The sequence below is a fragment of the Paraburkholderia elongata genome (genome assembly GCF_013177735.1).
In the GTDB taxonomy this organism is placed as follows: Bacteria; Pseudomonadota; Gammaproteobacteria; order Burkholderiales; family Burkholderiaceae; genus Paraburkholderia; species Paraburkholderia elongata.
The window spans coordinates 96,972-116,364 of sequence record NZ_WOEZ01000183.1; the positions used below are offsets into that span (position 1 = coordinate 96,972).

The 19,393-nt window shown below is 60.9% G+C and carries 18 protein-coding genes and 1 pseudogene; 6 read left to right on the plus strand and 13 right to left on the minus strand.

Features of this window, described 5'->3' with window-relative positions; all coding sequences use genetic code 11:
• The first annotated feature begins 217 nt into the window (after positions 1–217).
• Together motA and motB are read left to right on the plus strand one after the other, a co-directional pair.
• On the plus strand, positions 218–1,075 hold the full coding sequence (gene motA / locus GNZ13_RS31265) for a flagellar motor stator protein MotA (protein WP_172171829.1): 858 nt from the start codon (positions 218–220) through the stop codon (positions 1,073–1,075).
• A 14-nt stretch (positions 1,076–1,089) separates the two neighbouring features.
• Positions 1,090–2,079, plus strand: a complete 990-nt coding sequence (motB, locus tag GNZ13_RS31270; RefSeq protein ID WP_172171783.1) for a flagellar motor protein MotB — start codon at positions 1,090–1,092, stop codon at positions 2,077–2,079.
• Positions 2,080–2,469: 390 nt separating this feature from the next.
• Here the strand turns inward: motB and mctP are convergent, their stop codons facing one another.
• Positions 2,470–3,951 carry a monocarboxylate uptake permease MctP gene (gene mctP, locus GNZ13_RS31275; protein ID WP_172171785.1) on the minus strand — a complete coding sequence of 494 codons (1,482 nt, stop codon included), beginning with the start codon at positions 3,949–3,951 and terminating at the stop codon, positions 2,470–2,472.
• On the minus strand, positions 3,948–4,145 hold the full coding sequence (locus GNZ13_RS31280; protein ID WP_172171787.1) for a DUF3311 domain-containing protein: 198 nt from the start codon (positions 4,143–4,145) through the stop codon (positions 3,948–3,950). The genes mctP and GNZ13_RS31280 overlap by 4 nt, the downstream gene beginning before the upstream one ends.
• A gap of 274 nt (positions 4,146–4,419) precedes the next feature.
• Between GNZ13_RS31280 and GNZ13_RS31285 the strand changes: the two genes are divergently transcribed.
• The 3 genes from GNZ13_RS31285 to GNZ13_RS31295 all read left to right on the plus strand — a co-directional run bounded on the left by GNZ13_RS31285 (position 4,420) and on the right by GNZ13_RS31295 (position 7,119).
• Complete coding sequence (locus GNZ13_RS31285; protein ID WP_172171789.1) at positions 4,420–5,829, plus strand: cache domain-containing protein; 1,410 nt, start codon at positions 4,420–4,422, stop codon at positions 5,827–5,829.
• Positions 5,830–5,831: 2 nt separating this feature from the next.
• Positions 5,832–6,479, plus strand: a complete 648-nt coding sequence (locus tag GNZ13_RS31290) for a response regulator (RefSeq protein ID WP_172171791.1) — start codon at positions 5,832–5,834, stop codon at positions 6,477–6,479.
• Positions 6,480–6,576: 97 nt separating this feature from the next.
• A complete protein-coding gene (locus tag GNZ13_RS31295) occupies positions 6,577–7,119 on the plus strand; it encodes a hypothetical protein (protein WP_172171793.1) in 543 nt (180 codons plus the stop codon).
• 31 nt (positions 7,120–7,150) lie between these two features.
• On the opposite strand, the gene GNZ13_RS31300 is transcribed toward GNZ13_RS31295, so the two are convergent.
• The 10 genes and pseudogenes from GNZ13_RS31300 to GNZ13_RS31345 form a co-directional block, all read right to left on the minus strand.
• Entirely contained in the window at positions 7,151–8,389 is a 1,239-nt protein-coding gene (locus tag GNZ13_RS31300; protein WP_172171795.1) for an HlyD family secretion protein, read from the minus strand.
• On the minus strand, positions 8,390–9,931 hold the full coding sequence (locus GNZ13_RS31305) for an efflux transporter outer membrane subunit (RefSeq protein ID WP_236002270.1): 1,542 nt from the start codon (positions 9,929–9,931) through the stop codon (positions 8,390–8,392).
• A gap of 8 nt (positions 9,932–9,939) precedes the next feature.
• Complete coding sequence (locus GNZ13_RS31310; RefSeq protein ID WP_172171799.1) at positions 9,940–10,980, minus strand: glycosyltransferase family 2 protein; 1,041 nt, start codon at positions 10,978–10,980, stop codon at positions 9,940–9,942.
• A 10-nt stretch (positions 10,981–10,990) separates the two neighbouring features.
• Positions 10,991–12,604 carry a DHA2 family efflux MFS transporter permease subunit gene (locus GNZ13_RS31315; protein WP_172171801.1) on the minus strand — a complete coding sequence of 538 codons (1,614 nt, stop codon included), beginning with the start codon at positions 12,602–12,604 and terminating at the stop codon, positions 10,991–10,993.
• Complete coding sequence (locus GNZ13_RS31320) at positions 12,601–13,941, minus strand: glycosyltransferase (RefSeq protein ID WP_172171803.1); 1,341 nt, start codon at positions 13,939–13,941, stop codon at positions 12,601–12,603. The genes GNZ13_RS31315 and GNZ13_RS31320 overlap by 4 nt, the downstream gene beginning before the upstream one ends.
• Before the next feature lie 9 nt (positions 13,942–13,950).
• Complete coding sequence (locus GNZ13_RS31325; RefSeq protein ID WP_172171805.1) at positions 13,951–14,520, minus strand: methyltransferase family protein; 570 nt, start codon at positions 14,518–14,520, stop codon at positions 13,951–13,953.
• Positions 14,521–14,657: 137 nt separating this feature from the next.
• Positions 14,658–15,497 (minus strand): annotated as a pseudogene (locus tag GNZ13_RS31330) (alpha/beta fold hydrolase); the annotation flags it as partial.
• A 532-nt stretch (positions 15,498–16,029) separates the two neighbouring features.
• On the minus strand, positions 16,030–16,515 hold the full coding sequence (locus tag GNZ13_RS31335) for a hypothetical protein (RefSeq protein ID WP_172171809.1): 486 nt from the start codon (positions 16,513–16,515) through the stop codon (positions 16,030–16,032).
• Positions 16,516–16,537: 22 nt separating this feature from the next.
• The gene (locus GNZ13_RS31340; protein WP_172171811.1) at positions 16,538–17,368 is read right to left on the minus strand and encodes an H-NS family nucleoid-associated regulatory protein; all 831 of its coding nucleotides are present in this window, start codon (positions 17,366–17,368) and stop codon (positions 16,538–16,540) included.
• Between the two features lie 179 nt (positions 17,369–17,547).
• On the minus strand, positions 17,548–17,886 hold the full coding sequence (locus GNZ13_RS31345) for a hypothetical protein (RefSeq protein ID WP_172171831.1): 339 nt from the start codon (positions 17,884–17,886) through the stop codon (positions 17,548–17,550).
• A 292-nt stretch (positions 17,887–18,178) separates the two neighbouring features.
• Between GNZ13_RS31345 and GNZ13_RS31350 the strand changes: the two genes are divergently transcribed.
• Positions 18,179–18,415, plus strand: a complete 237-nt coding sequence (locus GNZ13_RS31350; protein WP_172171813.1) for a hypothetical protein — start codon at positions 18,179–18,181, stop codon at positions 18,413–18,415.
• A gap of 10 nt (positions 18,416–18,425) precedes the next feature.
• Here GNZ13_RS31350 and GNZ13_RS53965 read toward each other — a convergent pair whose 3' ends face one another.
• The gene (locus tag GNZ13_RS53965; protein WP_328807327.1) at positions 18,426–19,220 is read right to left on the minus strand and encodes a DUF6765 family protein; all 795 of its coding nucleotides are present in this window, start codon (positions 19,218–19,220) and stop codon (positions 18,426–18,428) included.
• Positions 19,221–19,393 lie beyond the last annotated feature (173 nt).

Consider the following 19,393-nt stretch of genomic DNA (forward strand, 5'->3'; position numbering starts at 1 on the left):
CATCCAGTCTTCGAATCTCCACAATTGGTTGCAGCTGCAACGACTGGCCATCATGCGGACAAAATTACCGGAAACCAATTCGATGGACTAACCATATGGTGAATATTTGAATTTCCACGGGTGCTGACACTTAAGACATCGCGAATCTGGCCGTTTACCGGTACATACGGAAATTTTGTGACGTACTCGAAATAGCCCTTGAAATAGGGCCTGTTCTATCGAACGTGCGCCGCGCAAGGTAAACGGAGAAAGCAAGTTTGTCGCAATCGGCTGGATAGTGGTTATCGGTTCTGTCATCGGTAGTTTTGTCGGCGTGGGTGGACATCTTCCCGCCCTCGTTCAGCCGTTTGAATTACTCTGCATTTTCGGCGCGGCGATCGGCGCTTTTGTCGTGAGCAATCCGACCTCCACGCTGAAGAAAACGATCAAGGCGATTCCTTCGTGCTTCAAAAGCGGTGGCTACACGAAAGAAAAATATCTCGAACTGATCGCGTTGCTCTACGAGTTGCTTCAGAAAGCACGTAAGGAAGGCATGATGTCGCTCGAAGCCGACGTCGCCGCACCGGAAGAAAGCGTGCTGTTCCAGAAGTATTCGCACGTGTTGAAGGACCATCATCTGCTCGACTTTATCGTCGACTATCTGCGCATGATGTCCGGCGGCAACGTGAACGTGCTTGAGGTGCAGGACCTGATGGACGAAGAACTGGCCACGCATCACGCGGAAGCGTCGGTCGCGGCCAACGCGATTCAGAAAATGGCCGACGGCTTGCCTGCATTCGGCATTGTGGCTGCGGTGATGGGCGTGGTTCATACGATGGGGTTGGTCGGCACATTCCTCGGCATCCTTCTCGCTTATGGCTTTATCGGCCCCGTTGCCGATCTGCTCAATGCCAAGGGCCGCGCCGAAGCCAAACCTTATCAGTGCGTGAAAGCCGTGCTGCTCGCCTCGCTCTCCGGCTACGCACCGCCGATAGCCGTCGAATTCGGCCGCAAGGTGCTGTTCACCGCCGACCGTCCGAGCTTCCAGGAACTCGACGACGCCGTGCGCGCCACCAAGATGCCGAAATCGGCCTGACGGGAAGCGGCATCATGAGTGAAAGAAGATCGCGCGCGTCCCAGCAGGCCGAGACACCCGCTCCCGTGATTGTGCGCCGCTCGAAAAAGGGCGACGGTCATGGCACACATCACGGCGGCGCATGGAAAATCGCTTACGCCGATTTTGTCACCGCGATGATGGCGTTCTTCCTGCTGATGTGGCTGCTCGGCTCGACATCGAAGTACGACAAGCAGGGCATCGAGGACTATTTCAACACCCCGCTGTCGAGTTTGCTCGGCGGCAACGAGGGCACGGCAGCGGCGCGTCCGAGCGTTGTACAAGGCGGCGGCCGCGACATCTCCGACACCCGGCCCGGCGTCGGCGGGAAGAGCCAGACCGAGCCGACGCCGCCGACCACGGTCCCACCGATCGCGGCGCCCACGGACGCGGCACGGCTTCGGCAGTTGAAAGAGAAGCTTACCGCCTTGATCGAACAGAGCCCGGCATTGAAGGCATTCAAGGATCAGATCCGCATTTCGATCACCAATGAAGGCTTGCGCATCGAGATTGTCGATTCGCAGAACCGGCCGATGTTTCCGTCCGGCAGTTCGAAGTTGCAGCCTTACGCCGTGACGATCCTGACGCAGATCGGCGCCGCGCTTAACGACGTGGAGAACCGCATTTCGATTGCCGGCCACACCGACGCGGTCCCTTATACGGCTGGGCCTGAAGGCTATTCGAACTGGGAGTTGTCGGCAGAGCGAGCCAATGCCGCGCGCCGCGCACTGGTAGCCGGCGGCATGCACGGCGAGAAGCTGTTGCAGGTGCGCGGGCTCGCCGACGTATTGCCGCTGAACAGCAATGTCGCCGACGAACCGACCAATCGCCGCATCAGTATCCTCGCACTGAATAAGGCTGCGGAACTCGCGTTCTTCCACGACGGCGGCCGTACTGCGATCGATGAAACGTCGCCGGCGAGTTCAGCGATTCCCGAGGTGATTGGGCGTTTGCAGCCGGTTAGTGTTTCGCGTAGCACGCCGTAGTATTTTTTATCGGGCAGAGAGCGGGTTCGGATCGGCTTCGTTACTTCGCTTTCCGACTAGCTGTCAGATCAAGTCCAGACTAGTACAACGAAGCACTGGTTTTATGAAGTACTCATCGGCGCGCGCAGCGCCGCCGGAAGAATGACTGCCTTGTCACTAGGGCGGAATGTGCGAGAACACAGATTCCAGATGCACCACTACCCCCTCCAAGCCAGGGGACCCGCTTAAGAATTAGCGGTGTGAAGCCGCTTTCTTTGCTTACTTTCTTTGCGGCGGCAAAGAAAGTAAGCGCCTGCCCCGCACAGGGGCGACGCTAATAAACCAACAAGAAAACAAGGAAAGGCCAACGCCGCAGGCATCCACCCCCACAGCGCCAGCCAACCATCAACCTCAAACCGCCGCCACAACCCTCCGCGGCGACAAAACCGAAACAACAAAACTCACGACAACATTAGCCGCCAACGCGATCAACCCAATATAAACCGGATAGATAGCATCCCCGATATGCAAAGCAAACACCGGCTTAAGCCCTTGCGAAATCGCCAGCCCCGTCCCTAGAACGATCCCGACAAGCCACCCGAGAAACAACCCCGCCGTATTCAGCCGCCGCGTATACAAAGAAAACACAATAGCCGGGAAGATCTGCAAAATCCACACCCCACCCAGCAACTGCAAATCAATCGCATACTGCGTCGGCAGAAACACAATAAACAACAGCGCCCCAAACTTCACGACCAGCGAAACAATCTTCGCCGTAGAAGCCTCAGCCTCAGGCGTGATATCCGGCGAGACAAGCGGACGCCACAAATTCCGCGTGAACAGATTAGCCGCACCAATAGACATAATCGCCGCAGGCACCAAAGCACTAATCGCAATGGCCGCAGCCGCAAAACCCACGAACCAAGACGGAAACAGCGTATTAAACAACGCAGGCACCATATCGGACGCCGACTTCACATGCACACCGGCTGCAATCGCCATATACCCAAGCAACGCAATCAACCCCAGCAACAACGTATAAGCCGGCAGAAAAATCGCATTCTTGCGCACCGTGTTAGCCGACGAAGACGACAACACCGCCGTCATCGTATGCGGATACATGAACGCCGCCAGCGCCGAACCCAAAGCCAGCGATGCATAAGCGGTGAACTGCGTCGGCTTCAGAATGATCCCCGTTGCGCCACCCTTGGCCTTGAAATACGTGTCGGCCGCATCGAACACATGCGCATAGCCGCCGAGCTTCGCCGGAATCAGCCAGATCGCCGCAATCACGACGATATAGATCATGATGTCCTTGACGAACGCGATCATCGCCGGAGCCCGCAAGCCGCTTGCATACGTGTACAGCGCAAGAATCACGAAGGCGACGATCAGCGGCATTTCACCGGTCACGCCGAGCCCCTTGATCACCACCTGCATACCAACAAGCTGTAGCGCGATATACGGCATGGTCGCGACAATACCCGTGATCGCAACCGCAGCAGGCAACCACTTGCCACCGTATTCACCCTGCACGTAGTCCGCTGCCGTAATGTGATTCTTCGCTTGGGCGATCTTCCACAGCTTCGGCATCACAGCGAACACGAACGGATAGACAATGATCGTGTACGGCAGCGCAAAGAAACCATACGCACCCACCGAATACACCAGCGCGGGCACCGCAATCACGGTATAGGCGGTATAGAAGTCGCCGCCCACCAGGAACCACGAAATCACGGTGCCGAACTGGCGGCCGCCCAGGCCCCACTCGTGCAATTGGGTCAGGTCGCCCCGCTTCCAGCGCGCGGCAAAGAAACCGATCACGGTGACGAGAACAAAGAACGCGATAAAGACGGTCATCGCGACCGGGTTGACGGGATTGGTATCGCTCATTTGACACCTCGGTACACAACGTAAATCAGTAGCGAGGTCAACGGAACCCACAAGAACTGATACCAGTAGAAGAACGGAAAACCGGCGAACGAGGGGTGCGTGTCGTTATAGAACGGCAACCACAGCAACGCGATGTACGGGATCAGCAAGATAATCCACAGCCATGAACGGCCGGAAGATGGGGAGGTCTCCACAAACGTCTCCTAAGTCTATTATTGAAACCGCGCCCCACGACTTGTGGCCGGGCACGCGGAAAACCGGTTACCTGATATTAAACAGCAAAATAAGCAGCAAAATAAGCGGCAAAATCGGAGCTTGCTTTTTGCACGGTGCGCCGCAACAACGCACGCCAGAAGGCGCGGTACGCCGCGGGGATGTAGTATTCGCCTTCGTGAGCGTCCTCACAAGCGCGCAACTACGTAAGCCGGCTACGTAAAACTACGTAGCTCGTCGGCCGCCCTGTCTACGATGAAACTCAAAGCAAAGATTGTCCTGCTGGCGATCGTGCCCTTTCTGGCGGCCATCGCCAGCATTGAAACCGGCGTGCGCCGGGAAGCGACGGCGCTCGCCGAAACGCAGCACGCGACCACCCAGGCCGCGTACATGGCCAGCAAGGAGATCGAACTCAAACACTACGTCGAGCTCGCGACCACGGCGATCGCCCCGCTCTACAACGCCGGCCGCGACAACGCGCGCGACGATGCGATGCTGCGCACCCGCGCGCTCGACATCCTCGAGAAAATGGATTTCGGCAAGGACGGCTACTTCTTCGTCTACGACATGCATGGCCGCTCGCTGATGCATCCACGCGAGCCCGACCTCGTCGGACGTGACCTATGGGCGCTGCGCGATCCGCAAGGCACGCCGACGATCCAGCAACTGCTCGCCGCGGCCTCGCGCGGCGGTGGTTATGTGCGTTACGTATGGCATCGTCCGTCGACGGGCAAGCTCGCGTCGAAATTGGGCTACGTGGTGCCGCTCGAACGCTGGGGCTGGATGATCGGTACCGGCATCTATCTCGACGATGTCGATGCCACACTCGCGCACATCGATCAGGGCGCGGCGGCCAACATCGACCGCACAATGCAGTGGATCGATGCCATCGCGCTCGCCGGACTCGCCGTGATCGCATTGTGTGCACTGGTGCTCAACGTCACCGAATACCGCAGTGCCGATGCAAAACTGAAGCGGCTCGCGCAACAGGTGGTCGACTCGCAGGAAAACGAACGGGCGCGCCTGTCGCGTGAATTGCACGACGGCATCAGCCAGATGATGGTCTCCGTGAAGCTGCTGCTCGAATCGGCGTTGGCGCGTTTCGAGCGCAGCGAGGTGCGCGTGCCGGCAGCCGAAGCCGCGCTATCGACGAGCGTTGCGCGTATCGGCGATACCTTGCGCGAAGTGCGCCGCATTTCTCACGCACTGCGTCCGTCAATGCTCGATGACCTCGGCGTAGCTGCCGCACTGGAGCAGCTCACGCGCGAGTTGAGCGACGAGTCCGGTATCCAGATCGGTTTCACGCAGATCGCGCACACCCACGCAGCGTCTTTGCCGGAAGCCGTGAATACGGTGCTGTTCCGTATCGCCCAGGAAGCGCTGACGAATATCGTGCGGCACGCCCATGCGTCCAGCGCGGCGCTATCGCTGGAGGTATCGAGCGACGCCGTCACGCTGACAATCTCGGATAACGGGCGCGGTTTCGATGTGGCGCATGCATTGGCCAGTCCACGCGCGGGCGTGGGTCTGCGCAATATGCGCGAGCGGCTGGACGCCCTCGGTGGCAAGCTGTCGCTCAGTTCGCAAGCCGGTCATACGATTGTGACCGCACGCGTGCCAGTGGCAGCGTCCGCGCTTCAATCGCCAGCTTCGCAGGAAATCTGACCATGAACGACATGTCACTCGCCACAGCACGTTTAATTCTGATCGACGACCACCCGCTTGTACGCGACGGTTTGCGCGCCCGGCTCGAAGCCGTGCGCAACATCGAGATCGTCGGCGAAGCGGGTAATGCGCAGGAAGCGCTCGCGCTCGCCGCCACCCAGGAGCCTCATCTGGTGCTGATGGACGTCGGCATGAACGGGATGAACGGCATCGCGCTGGCCGGCATGTTTCATGAGCGCTTCCCGGCGATTCGCGTGCTGATGCTGTCCATGCACGACAACCTCGAGTACGTGACCCAGGCGGTGCGCGCGGGGGCCAGCGGTTACGTGCTCAAGGACTCACCCGCCACCGAAATCATCCAGGCGATCGGCGCGGTGCTGGAAGGCAAGACGTTTTTCAGCGCAGGGCTGGGCGCGCGATTGATTCAGGCATCGGCCACGCAATCGCCCATTGAGCGGCTCACACCGCGCGAGCGCGATATTCTCGACGCGCTCGCGGAAGGTCTTTCGAGCAAGCAGATCGCTCAACGCAACGACCTGTCGGTGCGCACGGTAGAGACGCATCGGCTGAATCTGAAACGCAAGCTCGATATCGAAGGTCAGGCCGAGTTGATCAAGTTCGCCGTCGAGAATCGTCGCAAGAGCCGCTGAGGTACTGAGCCGCCACTGCATAATCTCGACTGAGCAGCCGAGAATCAAAACCGTCTATCCGTCTACCCCTCGCTCAAAAATGCCGGAGCTCAAGACGATGAAACGCCTGATCCAACAGCAACTGGCGAGTCTGCTAATCTGCATGGCCGCGACGCACGCTAATGCCGAAGCGCAGCGCATCAACCGCGGCCACGACCCGTTCCTTCAGATATCCAAAGCGATCAGCGACTGCCCTGTGCCCTTAGGCCCACTCGAGACTGAGCAGGAATGGCTTGACGACAGTCATTACCGGATCGAGCGCGGCAATAGCTGCTGGGTGGAAGGCCGTTGCCGTCTCTCGAACGCGTACCTCTACGACACGGAAATCGCCGACGCCGTCCAACGGCGTCTGACCAATATCAACTACGCCACTCACTGGCGCGAACAGTCGACGCTGTGGCTCATACTGCAACGCCGCTTCATTTACGTGCAAGGCTGCGTCGCGCCGGGCTTCGACAAACAGACCTTCCTCGCGGAACTCGCGAAAACCGCGGACGTCGATCGCGTGATCGACGACACCACAACCAACCCGCACGCTGCGTCACTACCCTATAAAACGCTTGCAGCCCCGGATAAACCCGTGGTCGATCCGGGCAACTAGCCACAGTCTCTCAGTAGAGCAGAACGCTAATCTAATCAGCGGCACCGCCACGGTCACTGTTGTCCCGAATGATTTGCGCGATCAACGCATCGGCGTCGCGCGAGACGTTATCGTGAACGCGGGTACTTTGGGTGGCCGCCGGCGTATCGTTGCCGATCAGATGGCCGCTACGCACATGCGTATCCACTGACACCTGCATCGAGAGGCCAAGCCGCAACGGATGCGCCGCGAGTTCGATGGGGTCGAGCGAAATCACGATCGGCACGCGCTGCACGACCTTGATCCAGTTACCGGCTGCGTTCTGCGAGGGCAGCATCGAAAACGCACTTCCTGTGCCTGCCGAAAAACCTTCCACGTGCCCCTGATACACCACTTGCGAGCCGTACACATCCGACACGATGCGCACGGGCTGGCCCACGCGCATGCTGCGAATCTGGCCTTCCTTGAAGTTCGCCTCGACCCACAGACGCTCGAGCGGGATGATCGACATGAGTGCGAGCCCCGGCCCGACCTGCTGGCCGATCTGCACCGAACGCTGCCCGACCGTGCCGTCGACGGGAGAAACGACGGTGGTGCGCTGCAGATTCCGATAAGCGAGCCGCAATTGCGCGGCGGCTTGCAGAACCGGCGGGCTGGCTTCGACCGGAAATTTTCCGCCGAGCGCTCGGGCGGCGTCGAGCTGGACTTCCGCTGACGCAAGGTTCGCTTGCGCGACGGCCACCGCTTCGCGGGCGCGCGCCAATTCCTCCGGCGACACCACTTCCACCGACGCATGATCGCGCGCCGCCACAGCACGTTGCGCCAACGCGAGTTCGGCGCGGCGCGCGTCGATGGATTGCACGTAGAGCTTGCGCGAGATCGTCGCATTCGCCACCTGTCGAACGGCGAGCGTCAGTTGCGCTTTGGCCTGCGCGAACGCGGCGGCCGCCTCGGCGTCGTCGAGTTTGACGAGCGGCTGGCCCGCGTGCACCTGCCGTGTGTTGTCCACCAGAATATCGGTGACCGTGCCGGGTATTTGCGCGGCGATCTGCACGATGTTGCCCGCCACGTAGGCGTCGTCCGTCTCTTCGTAGAAGCGTGCGCTCAAACCCCAATACGTCAGCCACGCCACGCCGGCGAGCGCCACCACGCCGAAGAAAACGGCAAAACGGCGCCGGCGCGCCGCCCGCTTCGAATCGTGCGCGTCGCTCGCTATGCCTGCCGCGTTTGTCGGGTTTGCCTGCCCCTCGGTCCAGCCAGCAGCTTGCTGTGCCTGTTTATCGTTGTGCATTCAATCGAAGTGCGTATCCGTGATGCGTGCGTGAGAGGGAAAGGTCGGCTGGTAGTGAGAGATCGGCGCGCCGGCCACCTTGCGTACATCGAAGCCGCCACCGAGCGCGCCGACCAGCGCGACCTGCAGCATTCTGCGGCGGCCCTGCAAATCGACCTGCTGCGCGCGTTCGTCGAGCAAAGACAGGTCGGCTAGCGTCACGTCCTTCTGCATGCCGATACCGCGACGATGCCGCTCTTCTGCAATTGAGACGATGCGTGAGGCCGCTTCCACCGCGCGGGTCTGCTCGGTAGCGAGCGTATCGACCGTGCGCAAGGAAGTCAGTTGCCGCGCGACCTCGCCGAGCGCCTCGTCGACGGTCTTGTTGTAAAGGCCTATCGCGACGTCGACATTGGCGTAATCGCCGCCTAGTTGCGCGCGCAACCGGGTCCGGTCGAAAATCGGCAAGGAGATCGCCGGCCCCACCGAGCCGGTCAGCGCCGCACGCGAGAAAAGCGCTGCGGGCGTCAAGGCTGTCAGTCCGGCAAAGGCCACCAGGTTCACGTCGGGATAGAACTGCGCCCGCGTGGCGTCGATGTTGGCGAGCGCGGCTTCGGCCCGCAAACGCGCCGCCACGATGTCGGGCCGGCGGCCCAGGAGGTCCGCCGGCAGTTGCGCGGGCATCGGCGCATCGGCAGCCGCAGCCAGTTGCGGACGACGCAGCGACAAACCCCGCTCCGCTCCGCGCCCCGTCATTACGCCGATCTGCAACTCGGTCAGTTTGATGCGCTCGTCGTTGAGCGCCTGCTGTGAAGCGAGCCGGCTTCGCTTGAGTGTGGCGTCGGCCGAGTCGTATGCGTTATCGATGCCGCGCGCACCACGCTCGCGCAATACCGTATCGACGCTATCCGCGGCCTGTTGCTTTTGCAGCAGAATGTCCTGCATCGCAAAGGCGCGGTCGAGCTCGCAGTAAAGCGTCACGAGCGCGACCGTCAACGTGAGCCGTGCCTGCTCCGCATCGATTCGTGCCGCGTCTCGCGTGGACAGCAGGCTGCCAGTCAGCGCGGCATTCTTGCCCCACAAGTCGAGCTGGTAGCTCAAGCCGGCGAACAACGCGGCCGGCGAGACCACCGGATCGTTGAACAATTGCACCGGAATCTGCTGGCCGCCGACGGATACATTGGCCGCATCATTCGGCTGCGGTAAACGGGCTTTGCTCACCGTCGCGCCCGCCGTGCCGGTGAGGCCGGTGAGCGAAGCAAACTGTTCGAGTTGCGCCTGCGCGGCGCCGACCCTCGCCTTGGCGATCTGCAGGTCGGGACTGTTCTGCAACGCTTCGGCGGTCAGTTCGTCCAGTTGCGGATCGCGGTAGCGCTTGACCCAATCGGGCGCGGGCCATGCACCGTTCGCGCCTGGCCCGATGCTCTGTGCGAGCGCGTCGGCGGATGGCTTGATCGGCTTGACGTTGGTGTGCAGACCCGAATCGCTCACGCAACCCGTCAGCGCCGCTGCAATTAGCAGCAGCGGCAGCAACGGCCAGGCGCGCGGCAGAGGAAATCGCATAGGCCGCCTCATGAGTGCCGGGTAAGAGGCATTGCACGCTCTCCTGCCACCTGAGCGTTCATCTCGCCAAGCCTCACCGAGTCAACCGCATCAGCCGCATCAGCCGCATCAGCCGCCTTGGCGATCTTAGCCACTTTGGCCGCAAGTCGCGGACGCGTCCGCTGGAGCGGCCCCATTCGCCCGAAGAACCCATCGAAAAGGCCCAGCGCAATCGCGGTGAGCTTCGCCAGTTTGTCTTTTTCCAGCAGCACGATCTGCACGATTTGCCAGAGCGTCAGCACGTTCGGCACAATTGCGACCGGCAGGCGCATTCCATATTGCAGCGCCAGTTGCATCGCGTTTCGCGCGCTGTAATAGCGGCGGAAACCGGGGTGATTCATCGTCGTCAATTCCAAAGAGCCCAGTTTGTGACGGCGCCGTGAGCCGATCCGATGCAGCAATACGAGTGACGGCACCACGTACACGGGCACATTGTTCAGCAGCGCACGGAAGCAGTATTCGGTATCGACGTGGTCGATAAAAAGCGCTTCGTCGAAGCGGCCGAGCCGCGCGAACGCCTCGCGTGAAATGACACAGCCGGACGAAATCAGAAAGGCGCAGCGCTGCAGCGCCGCGTCGGCGTGTATAGACAGTCTTTCGACCGTCAGGCCGCTCGTCGCGAGTTCGGGCAAGAAGCGTTGGTCGTTTTCATCGAAGATACGCGGGCCGGCCAAAAACGCCCGGCCATTCATCGCTGCGCACCGGTCGCGCATCACCGTGAAGTAGCTGGCGGGCGCCTCGGAATCCTGGTCGAACAGCGCGACCGCATCCACGCCTTCGTCGAACAGTGCACTCAAACCGCAATTGAAGGCGCCGGCAATGCCGTTGCGATTACCGTGATGCAGCAACGCGACGCCCGCCTCGCCCAGCATCATCGCGGCACGCGCGTCCGGCAATGGCAAGTTGTCCACCACCAATAACCGGTCGCACGCCGAGCGCATCGCCACCGCGCGCGCGAGCTGCTCTTCACTCGGATGAAACAGGATGATCAATGCGCCAAGGATCGTCATTGGAAGCTCCTCAGTGACCTAAAGCCATCGCCGCGCCGCGCTTCGGACGCGTGAGCCACATCATCGCGGCGAGCACGAGGCAGGTGATGCTTGCCATGTAGAACATGTCGCCGGTCGCCATCATGTAAGCCTGTTGCTGCACGACGTGATGCAAGGTGGTGAGTTCGCGCGCGCCGTCGATACCCATGCCCTGCAGACTCTGAACGAAGCGCTGCGTATTGCCGGACGATTTCGTCACCGACTGCGCGACGACGTCGTAGTGATACAGCGCGCGGTTATCCCATAGCGTGACGCTCATTGCCGTGCCGAACGCCGCCGATAGCGTGCGCAAGAAATTCGACAGGCTGGAGGCCGCGGCGAGCTTGTCGTCAGACACGCGCGAGAGCGTCGCCGCGGTCAACGGAATGAAGAAGCACGGCAAGCCGATGCCCTGAATCAGACCCGGCGTGATGATCTGCGTGAAGGTCATGGTCAGCGTGAAATGCGCATCCCACCACAGCACGGCCGCAAACACGAGAAAGCCGAAAGTCGCGAGCACGCGCGCGTCGAAACGGGCCGCGTAAATGCCGACCAGAATTGAGAACACCAGTGCGAGCACGCCGAGCGGCGCGGTGGCGAGTCCGGCCTGGTATGCGGTGTAACCCATCACGGCCTGCAGCCAGAGCGGAAAGATCGCGCCGACCACCGAGAAGCTCATCATGCCAAGCGAAATGATCAGCACACAGAACGAAAACGTGCGGTCGCGGAACAGGTTCAGATCGATCACTGGATGCCGTTCGCCCGCCTCCCAGATCAACAGCGACACGATCGCCAACCCGGCGATGATCGCGAGCGTCAGGATCAAAGGGGAATCGAACCAGCCGCGATCGTGCCCGAGATCGAGCACCGTCTGCAGCGAACCGACGCCGACGACCAGCAAGAGAATGCCTGGCAGATCGATGGGCGCCGCCTTGCCGGCGGATGCGTCGGGGCGCAGCAGCGTCATGCACACCGCGAACGAGAAGATGCCGATCGGCAGATTGATCAGGAAGATCCACGGCCACGAAAAATTGTCGATGATCCAGCCACCGACCACCGGGCCGAAAATCGGCGCGAGCAGCACCGTCATCGCCCAAAGAGCGAGTGCCACAACGCGCTTATCCGGCGGAAAGGTCCGCAGCAGGATAGTTTGGGAAAGCGGCACCATCGGCCCCGAAAAGAGCCCCTGCAATGCCCGGCATACCACCAGAAGGTGAAAATCGCCGGCCACGCCGCATAGCAGCGATGTCAACGTGAAAAGGATCACCGCCCCGAGGAACAGCCGCGTTTCGCCGAGCCGCCGCGAGAGCCAGCCCGTCAAGGGGACGGCGATGGCTGCGGCCACGGAGTACGAGCTGATCACCCACGTGCCCTGACTGTTGGAGACGCCGAGGCCGCCGGAAATAGCCGGCACCGCGACGTTCGTTACCGTCGAATCCAGCACTTCGATGAATGTGGCCAGCGACAGCGCGAACGTCAGCAAGGCGAGCCGCACGCCGCGCATGCTGGGTACGCTGCGCTCGCCGGCGGAATCCGGGCCGGGGCCGACACCATGCGCCGCGTCGGCCGACGCGGCGCGCTTCGGCAACGGCGTGGCGGCGCTCATACGCTATGCCCGCTGCCTGCCAATGCCGGCGAAGACGTGCGGCCGACGGTGTGCTCGCACACACCGGTCGGCATGAAACCTTCGATATAACGTGCGGCCGCCTCGCACCCATCCGGCGACGACGCGAGCCGGTCCAGCACGCGCCCGCACTGCGTCGCGATCGCCGGGCTGCCAAGCACATGCTTCAATGCACGCGAGAGAGCCTGCGGCTGCAGTGGCCTATCGAGCCGCACACCACAGCCGCTCGCGACGACCCGCTGCGCGTTGTCGAACTGGTCGTGCGCGAATGGCGTCAGGACTTGCGGAATACCGGCGGCATACGCAAGTGCTGCCGTACCGATGCCGCCGTGATGCACCAGCGCCCGGCAGCGCGGCAACAGCTTCTGCAGCGGCACGTAACGCCGCTTGAGCAGCACGCCCGGTGCATCTGCCCGCACACCTGCCTGAACAGCGGCCGCGTCCGCTGGCGGCGCATCCGGCGTCAAAAGAATGCCGCGCAGCCCACTTTCCATCAGCGCCGCGCTTACTGCATTCACATAGCGCTCCTGATCGATCAAAGTCGATCCCGCTGTGAACACCACGGGCCGCTCGCCCGCTGCGAGAAAAGCGTCGAGTTGCGGATCGGGCGCGGGCACGCTCGTGTCGTTGAATAGCGGAAAACCGCTGAGGCAGCGCGGTGCCGGCCAATCCGGCTGAGCTTGCGCGAACCATTCCGGAAAGAGACACAGCACGCCGTCGGTCGAATGCAGCCACTCGCCGAAAATGCGTCGCGCCGGTGCGAGCGCCAGCTCCGCACGCAACGCATTCAACGCGGGGCCACAGACCTTGTCGAGCGCTTGTCGCTCGATCAGCCGCAGCAGCGCCGTTTTTACAGCCAGCGGTAAGCCATGCGGAATCGTCAGCCGCGGGTGTGTCGGCGGCGCATGCGCGGAGAGCAAGGTCGACGGCGATACCTGAACCGACACGAACGGCACGCGATACAGCTCCTGCATCAACCGTGCAGAAAAAGCCCACAACGTGCCGACCAGCACGGTGTCGTTATCGGTCAACGCAGCCAGCGTGTCGAAATGCGGTCGCAGCGTCGGTGCAATCACCGCCCACAGCGTACGGAACGACGTACGCGGATGCCATAGCGCCGGGTTCGCCATCGCTGCCTCATATTCGGCGGCGGTGCCGATCGGCACGAAGGCGAATCCCTGGCGCGAGACAGCCTCCGCGAACGGCGGATGGGTGCAAAAAACGATCTCGTGGCCGCGCGCGGCCAACGCCGCGCCGATGCCGAGCAACGGATGCACGTCGCCCGCCGAGCCGATCGCGGTGATGATGACTTTCGTCATTCAGGTAGCTCAGAAGAGACCGGGGATCAGTGCGGCGACGTCGCGACGATAGTGCGAATACGCCCGGCCGAAGTGACCGGTCAGCCAGCTCTCTTCGACCCGCACCTTGTAGGCCAGCGACGCGAAAATCAGCAATAGCCCAGCCACGCCGCGCCATTGCGCACCGATCAGCACGGCCCCCAGAAGCGCCAGCAGGCAGCCGGTATAGATCGGATGACGAACCAGTCCATACGGTCCGCTGCGCACCAGCTCATGCCCCTCCTTCAGCGTGACCGACACGCTCCAGTTGGTGCCGAGATGCAGCCGCGCCCACACGGAAAACGCAAGGCCGGCCAATAGCACGGCGAAGCCGGCAAGCTGCAACGGCCCGATCGCATGCGGATCGACGGACAGCGCCGCTGTATTGAAGTCCGGCAGCACAATCAGCGCGCCACCGCCAATCAACGGAATTGACTGCAACGTGCGCGATAAAGACGCCTCCTTGCGCGCGGTCTCCTTGACGCGGTTCGACGTTGCGACCCAATACAGCAGCCACAGCGCCCACGGCACGACAATGGCAATGCTCTGAGCGATATTCACGGTAGTTCGACCTGTTGGAGCGAGTGATCGGCGGTGGCCTGCAACGCGACGTTCGCGACGTTCGCGATAGCGGGTTGCTGCCCCGGCATGATGGGCGAGCGGGCGGCGAACGCATCGAAGCAGCCGAGCGCACGGCCTGCCGGCTGCACCCGCGCGGCGCCGAAGTAATCGAAAATCGCCGTCCGAACCTGGCGCAGCGCGGACCGGCCTTCGAGGTCGAGGAAATGCCCGGCCTGCTCGATCGTGAGAAACTCGGCGCGCTTCAGATGCGCGCTGAGCGAACGGGCGTCCTCAGGCGTGGTGTAGTCGTCGAGCTCGCCGTTGAGGAATTTCAATCCGCAGTCAATGTTGCGAAACTCGTGCAGATAGTCCTCGGGACGGATGGCCAGAATCTGGTCGACGTGAAACGCCACCTGGTCCTGCTCGTCGCGTGGCAGCGTAGAGAGGTAGCGGTAGTTATAGAGCTTCATGATGCGCGGCAGATGCTGGCCAACCGTATCGTTGAGCAGCTGCGCGGCCTTCAGATTTTCGCCGGCGGCGATGTGGTCGCGTGCCGCGGTCACGTACGCGGTCATCGGCTCGTTCAAGCGCGGCGAAAACGACGCAATCACCGCGCGCCTCACGCTGGTGCGCGCCCGCGAAAGCGCAAGCAGCGACGCCACCCCGCCCCACGACACCGACAACAGGAAGCTCGGCTCGAATAAGCCTATTAGATGCAGCAGAATGTCGACTTCATCGTCTTTTGTAAGAACGAAGTCGCACACGTTATGCGCTTTCGATTGACCCGCATAAGGTAAATCGAAACAAATTGGGTTATAGCGTTCGCCGAGGTATTTGATTGTCTGTCCGAACGACGCCGTGGTGGCCAGCGCGCCGTTGATCAGGATGACACTCTCAAAGGCCGGATCGAATACGTGACGTTCAACGTAGACTTTCAGGCCCGCCGGTAGCGGAACAAGGAGTTTTTCGATGGGCATGGCGTATTCGCATGCACTTGCGCAAAGCAAATGCGCACCGATACCGCGCCCGCGCTCGCGGACGCCTTGCGGCCGTACTACCGGGGATCAGGCCCATGCGATTTGCCTTTACGCCGGCAAATCCGATCCGCGACGACCGCTGCTGCACCGAAAACATGGTTCACTCGACGTGATGCCTGCCTGCTCTCCTTGGCGCGCGCCTGAACTCAGGCCCGCTTCAATCGAGCGTTCGATGCCTCGTAATATATTTATATGTAATTTGGAAAGCGTTGCTTCAATCCCTGCCGCACGCCATTCGTTGACGCCAGTCTGCCCTCACTGCGTGAAGTCTTCATGTCAATATACGATGACGGAAAGCTTTTTAACATATTTCAAAAATAAAAGCTAAAAAAGTCATTGAGCATATGTTCGAAATTGGCAGGGAAAATGTTATTGAAAGGAAGCGGCATCGCGTTGCGCGAGCGAACGTTTGGGCGATAGGACATGACTGGATAGAAGCGGCTACACCCAACGGCGCTCACCGCCAACAACACTAACGGACCAGCGAGAATGCTTCCCTGCTGGCGATCTCACCCGCGCCGTACACGCCGACCACCGTATAGTCCGACGCCACGCATTCGAACGTCGCGCCCTGAAACGTGATGACAAAATGGCGCTGCACGGGACCGGGCGAAGTGACGGCCGATATCTCGGCGGCCAGCGACGAATTCATCACTTCGTGAACCGAGTACCCACAGAGCCCAAGCGAAGCGAGTGGATGGATCTCGAGATCGACAACGCCGGGGGGCCCCAGCCGATGAAACACGGCGTCGGGAAATAGCACCGTGCAAAACGGATCGTCGTCGGAATCGAATGGTCCGAACCGTTCGAAGTCGGATTCAGCAATCGGATACGCCAGAATCAACCGGCGGTCGCTCGCGACAATGAATGGTTCGGCGGCGTCGGCTGCCGGATGAGGAACAGAGTCCAGCAGGACGACATGGTCTTCCTGCTGGGGTGACTCGAGCGTGCTAGTCATCTACTTCGCGACTCCGTTGCGCTCACGCGCCGGTTTGCACCGTCGAGGTTTGCGGCGCTGCGGCAGCGCTCGTCGCGCCTGCTTTGCCTCCACTACCCGTCTTGCGACCCGGCGCTTTCTTTACCGCAGCGGTTTTCTTCACAGCAGTCTTCTTTGCAGCGGCTTTCTTCACAGCAGTCTTGGCAGCGCTTTTCTTTGCCGCGGTCTTTTTAGTCGCCGCAGTGCCCGCTGTGCCCGCAGTGCCCTTCTTGGCAGCTGTTTTGGAAGCGACTGCCTTTTTCGCTGTCACTACTTTTTGGGCAGCGACGTTGCCGGTTGCCGAGGCGCTATCGATCAGAAATTTGGTGCGATCTTTGACCGTTGCGAGCCATGCCGGCGCCGGACCGCGTCCGCTCCAGGTGGCGCCGGTTTTCGGATCGAGGTACTTGGGTGGCTGTGCGCCTTTAGGCTGGCCTTTACCTCCGGCTTTGGCGTGAGTGACTGCGCCCTTTGCCGCGGACTTCACTTCGCTAGCACCTTCAATCAGGAATTGAGCCCGGTCTTTCACGGCGGCAATCCAGGCCGGTGCACGCCCGTGGCCCGTCCAGGTCGCGCCGGTTTTATTGTCGCGGTACTTCGGAATCGACTTGCCTGCGCCGGCGGCTTTTGCCTTGTCACTTGCAGCATGCCCATTCAAGGCGCGCGCGGCGCGTTTCGCCTTTGCCTTTGCTTCGATATCTGCGGTAGTCAGGCCGTGCTTGAGCATCAATTCGCGAATCTGGTCGACCGCGGCTTGTGCTTTCCTGGCAATAAGGACGTCAGCTTGCGCCTGGAGCTTCTTAAGCTTTGCCTGGATTTGCTCTAAAGTGGGCATTTGATTGCTCCTTATGTGGTAATCGATCGAACTATGCCATGAATAGCACCAGAAAGGCAGATCTATGCGGCTATAAAGGCAACAGATTTACGCGGGAACGCATCAAGTGGAGTACGAACCTTTCGAGCCCACTATCCGATAGCCACATTCTTTAACCTTTCCGATTGCTGGCCAGCCGCTTAAGTTGGAGTAAAAACGACAACCTGGCGGTCGGCGATATACCTCACACCGCGCATGAACCGGTACTGTTGATCGTCGGCAGTTATCCGGTTGAGTCCCAACTGCGTCAATGCCAGCATCTCGTCGGCCTGAAAGGCATCTACTACGCCGTGATCCGTCAAATCCTCCAGAGCGCCGGACGGATTGCCGATATAAACACTGCGTACCTGCGTGCCGATCCGCATCAGAACCACGCTCTCTCCTTCGTCGAGCGCCAGTTCGAGATAGCCTGCAAGCGTTCGTAATGAATCCGGCGTGCAAGCCTGGGTCTGATAGATCGCAGCATTCGATGGCGTCATTTCTGTTTCCCCGTCACCCACGTCAAGAGAAGCCGGCCGCTGTGCAATGCGGTAATAACCGCTTCTACTATAGGCAAGCATTCGCAGATTCAAAGGGCGGCCGGTCATTTTTTTAGCCGCAACCTCGCGTTACCCCGCGTTACCAATCTCGCAGTGCTGTTTCACCTGTGTCCGGACCGTCCTTCTACACTCCGAACCGCACTCAGAAGCAAAGGCGCGGCCGCTGGAGCGGCTATTGAAATGACGCGCAAAAGCACCACTTTCGAAAAACTCAATAGCAGGGTACTTTCAGATGAAAGCCAGTTTTATCAAGACCGCCCTCGCGGCAGTTGCACTGACGTCGGCCGCGGTCGGCACGGCGAACGCCGCCGGTTGTATGAAAGGCGCGGTGGTGGGCGGGGTCGCCGGCCACTATGCCGGACACCACGCGGTAGTGGGCGCGGTGGGCGGCTGCCTGGTGGGAAGGCATATGGCAAAGAAACAAGCGGAGGAAAGGGCCGCGCAACGTCAGCAAGTGAGGGCGGAATAGCCCGGACTGTTCACGCGATCCGCAGTCCGCACGCCGGCAGAATCTCCTGCGTGGTCACGAAACGATGCTCCTTGACGGCGTCGTGAAAGCGCCGGTAATCACTTTTCTCAAAGACTTCGCTCCACCGGGGGCGGTCTCCGCTGTCGTCGTCGGACTGCAAACCGGTGGCTTTGCATTTCCAGGAGCCGGGCCCCTTGGGAACATAGTCCGGAATCGGCTCTGACGGACCCGGAATGGCGCCGGTTTTCACCGCTTCGCAAATGGTCTGCAGGCGCTTGTTGTCGTCCAGGTTCCGATTGGTGTCGAGAAGCTTTGTGAGCGCGGCTTTTACATCTTCCGGCAGACCGGGCTGGGATTCAAAGTCTTCCCGTCCCACAACGTAGGCGCGTACCGCGCGGCAAGTCATCTCGGCCGCCTGCATGAATTCAGGCAGATTGTGCCTTTTGTTGTACACATTTCTGCCGTCTACGTAATGCCATTTCGCCCACGGCTGGTCGGGATAGTGCAAGGCGGCACCGTGACCGACTGGCAGTGCAAGCGTCAGCACATCTTCCTCGACATGCTGGACCAGATGCCGCGTGGCACGGGTAAGGTGGGCAAGCCAGCCCTCACGCGTGCAATCTTCTGCCTCCAGCATGCGAACGCGGTTCGTCGGACTTTCTATTCCGGCAAAGCCTTGGTGGGCCCACGTATCGACGTACGTGTGAAGCACCACACCCAGACGGTGCAATGCTGTGTCGGTGCCCCGCTGCCGGATCGCCCGGCGGACCACTTCGCGAGCAACAGCGCTATCCGCCCGGCACACCGCCTTATCTTCGAGCGTCTCCCCGACACCAGCGGGCAGAAAATGAGGCTATTTCAAAAGTGGAGTGGGTAATGCGGCTTACGAGGCATGTGGGTTGAAGGCTGAGAAGTCGAGCTTTCCGGCGATGAGGAACAGCACAGTCCGCATGGTTTTGAAGCTGGCGTACCCGCGCG

Coding starts and splice junctions, on each gene's coding strand:
- GNZ13_RS31340 (WP_172171811.1), bottom strand. CDS start 17,368: ATGCCCACTTTAGAGCAAATCCAGGCAAAGCTTAAGAAGCTCCAGGCG.
- GNZ13_RS31335 (WP_172171809.1), bottom strand. CDS start 16,515: ATGACTAGCACGCTCGAGTCACCCCAGCAGGAAGACCATGTCGTCCTG.
- GNZ13_RS31315 (WP_172171801.1), bottom strand. CDS start 12,604: ATGAGCGCCGCCACGCCGTTGCCGAAGCGCGCCGCGTCGGCCGACGCG.
- GNZ13_RS31320 (WP_172171803.1), bottom strand. CDS start 13,941: ATGACGAAAGTCATCATCACCGCGATCGGCTCGGCGGGCGACGTGCAT.
- GNZ13_RS31310 (WP_172171799.1), bottom strand. CDS start 10,980: ATGACGATCCTTGGCGCATTGATCATCCTGTTTCATCCGAGTGAAGAG.
- GNZ13_RS31285 (WP_172171789.1), top strand. CDS start 4,420: ATGAAACTCAAAGCAAAGATTGTCCTGCTGGCGATCGTGCCCTTTCTG.
- mctP (WP_172171785.1), bottom strand. CDS start 3,951: ATGAGCGATACCAATCCCGTCAACCCGGTCGCGATGACCGTCTTTATC.
- GNZ13_RS31295 (WP_172171793.1), top strand. CDS start 6,577: ATGAAACGCCTGATCCAACAGCAACTGGCGAGTCTGCTAATCTGCATG.
- GNZ13_RS31290 (WP_172171791.1), top strand. CDS start 5,832: ATGAACGACATGTCACTCGCCACAGCACGTTTAATTCTGATCGACGAC.
- GNZ13_RS31345 (WP_172171831.1), bottom strand. CDS start 17,886: ATGACGCCATCGAATGCTGCGATCTATCAGACCCAGGCTTGCACGCCG.
- GNZ13_RS31300 (WP_172171795.1), bottom strand. CDS start 8,389: ATGCACAACGATAAACAGGCACAGCAAGCTGCTGGCTGGACCGAGGGG.
- motB (WP_172171783.1), top strand. CDS start 1,090: ATGAGTGAAAGAAGATCGCGCGCGTCCCAGCAGGCCGAGACACCCGCT.
- GNZ13_RS31305 (WP_236002270.1), bottom strand. CDS start 9,931: ATGCGATTTCCTCTGCCGCGCGCCTGGCCGTTGCTGCCGCTGCTGCTA.
- GNZ13_RS31350 (WP_172171813.1), top strand. CDS start 18,179: ATGAAAGCCAGTTTTATCAAGACCGCCCTCGCGGCAGTTGCACTGACG.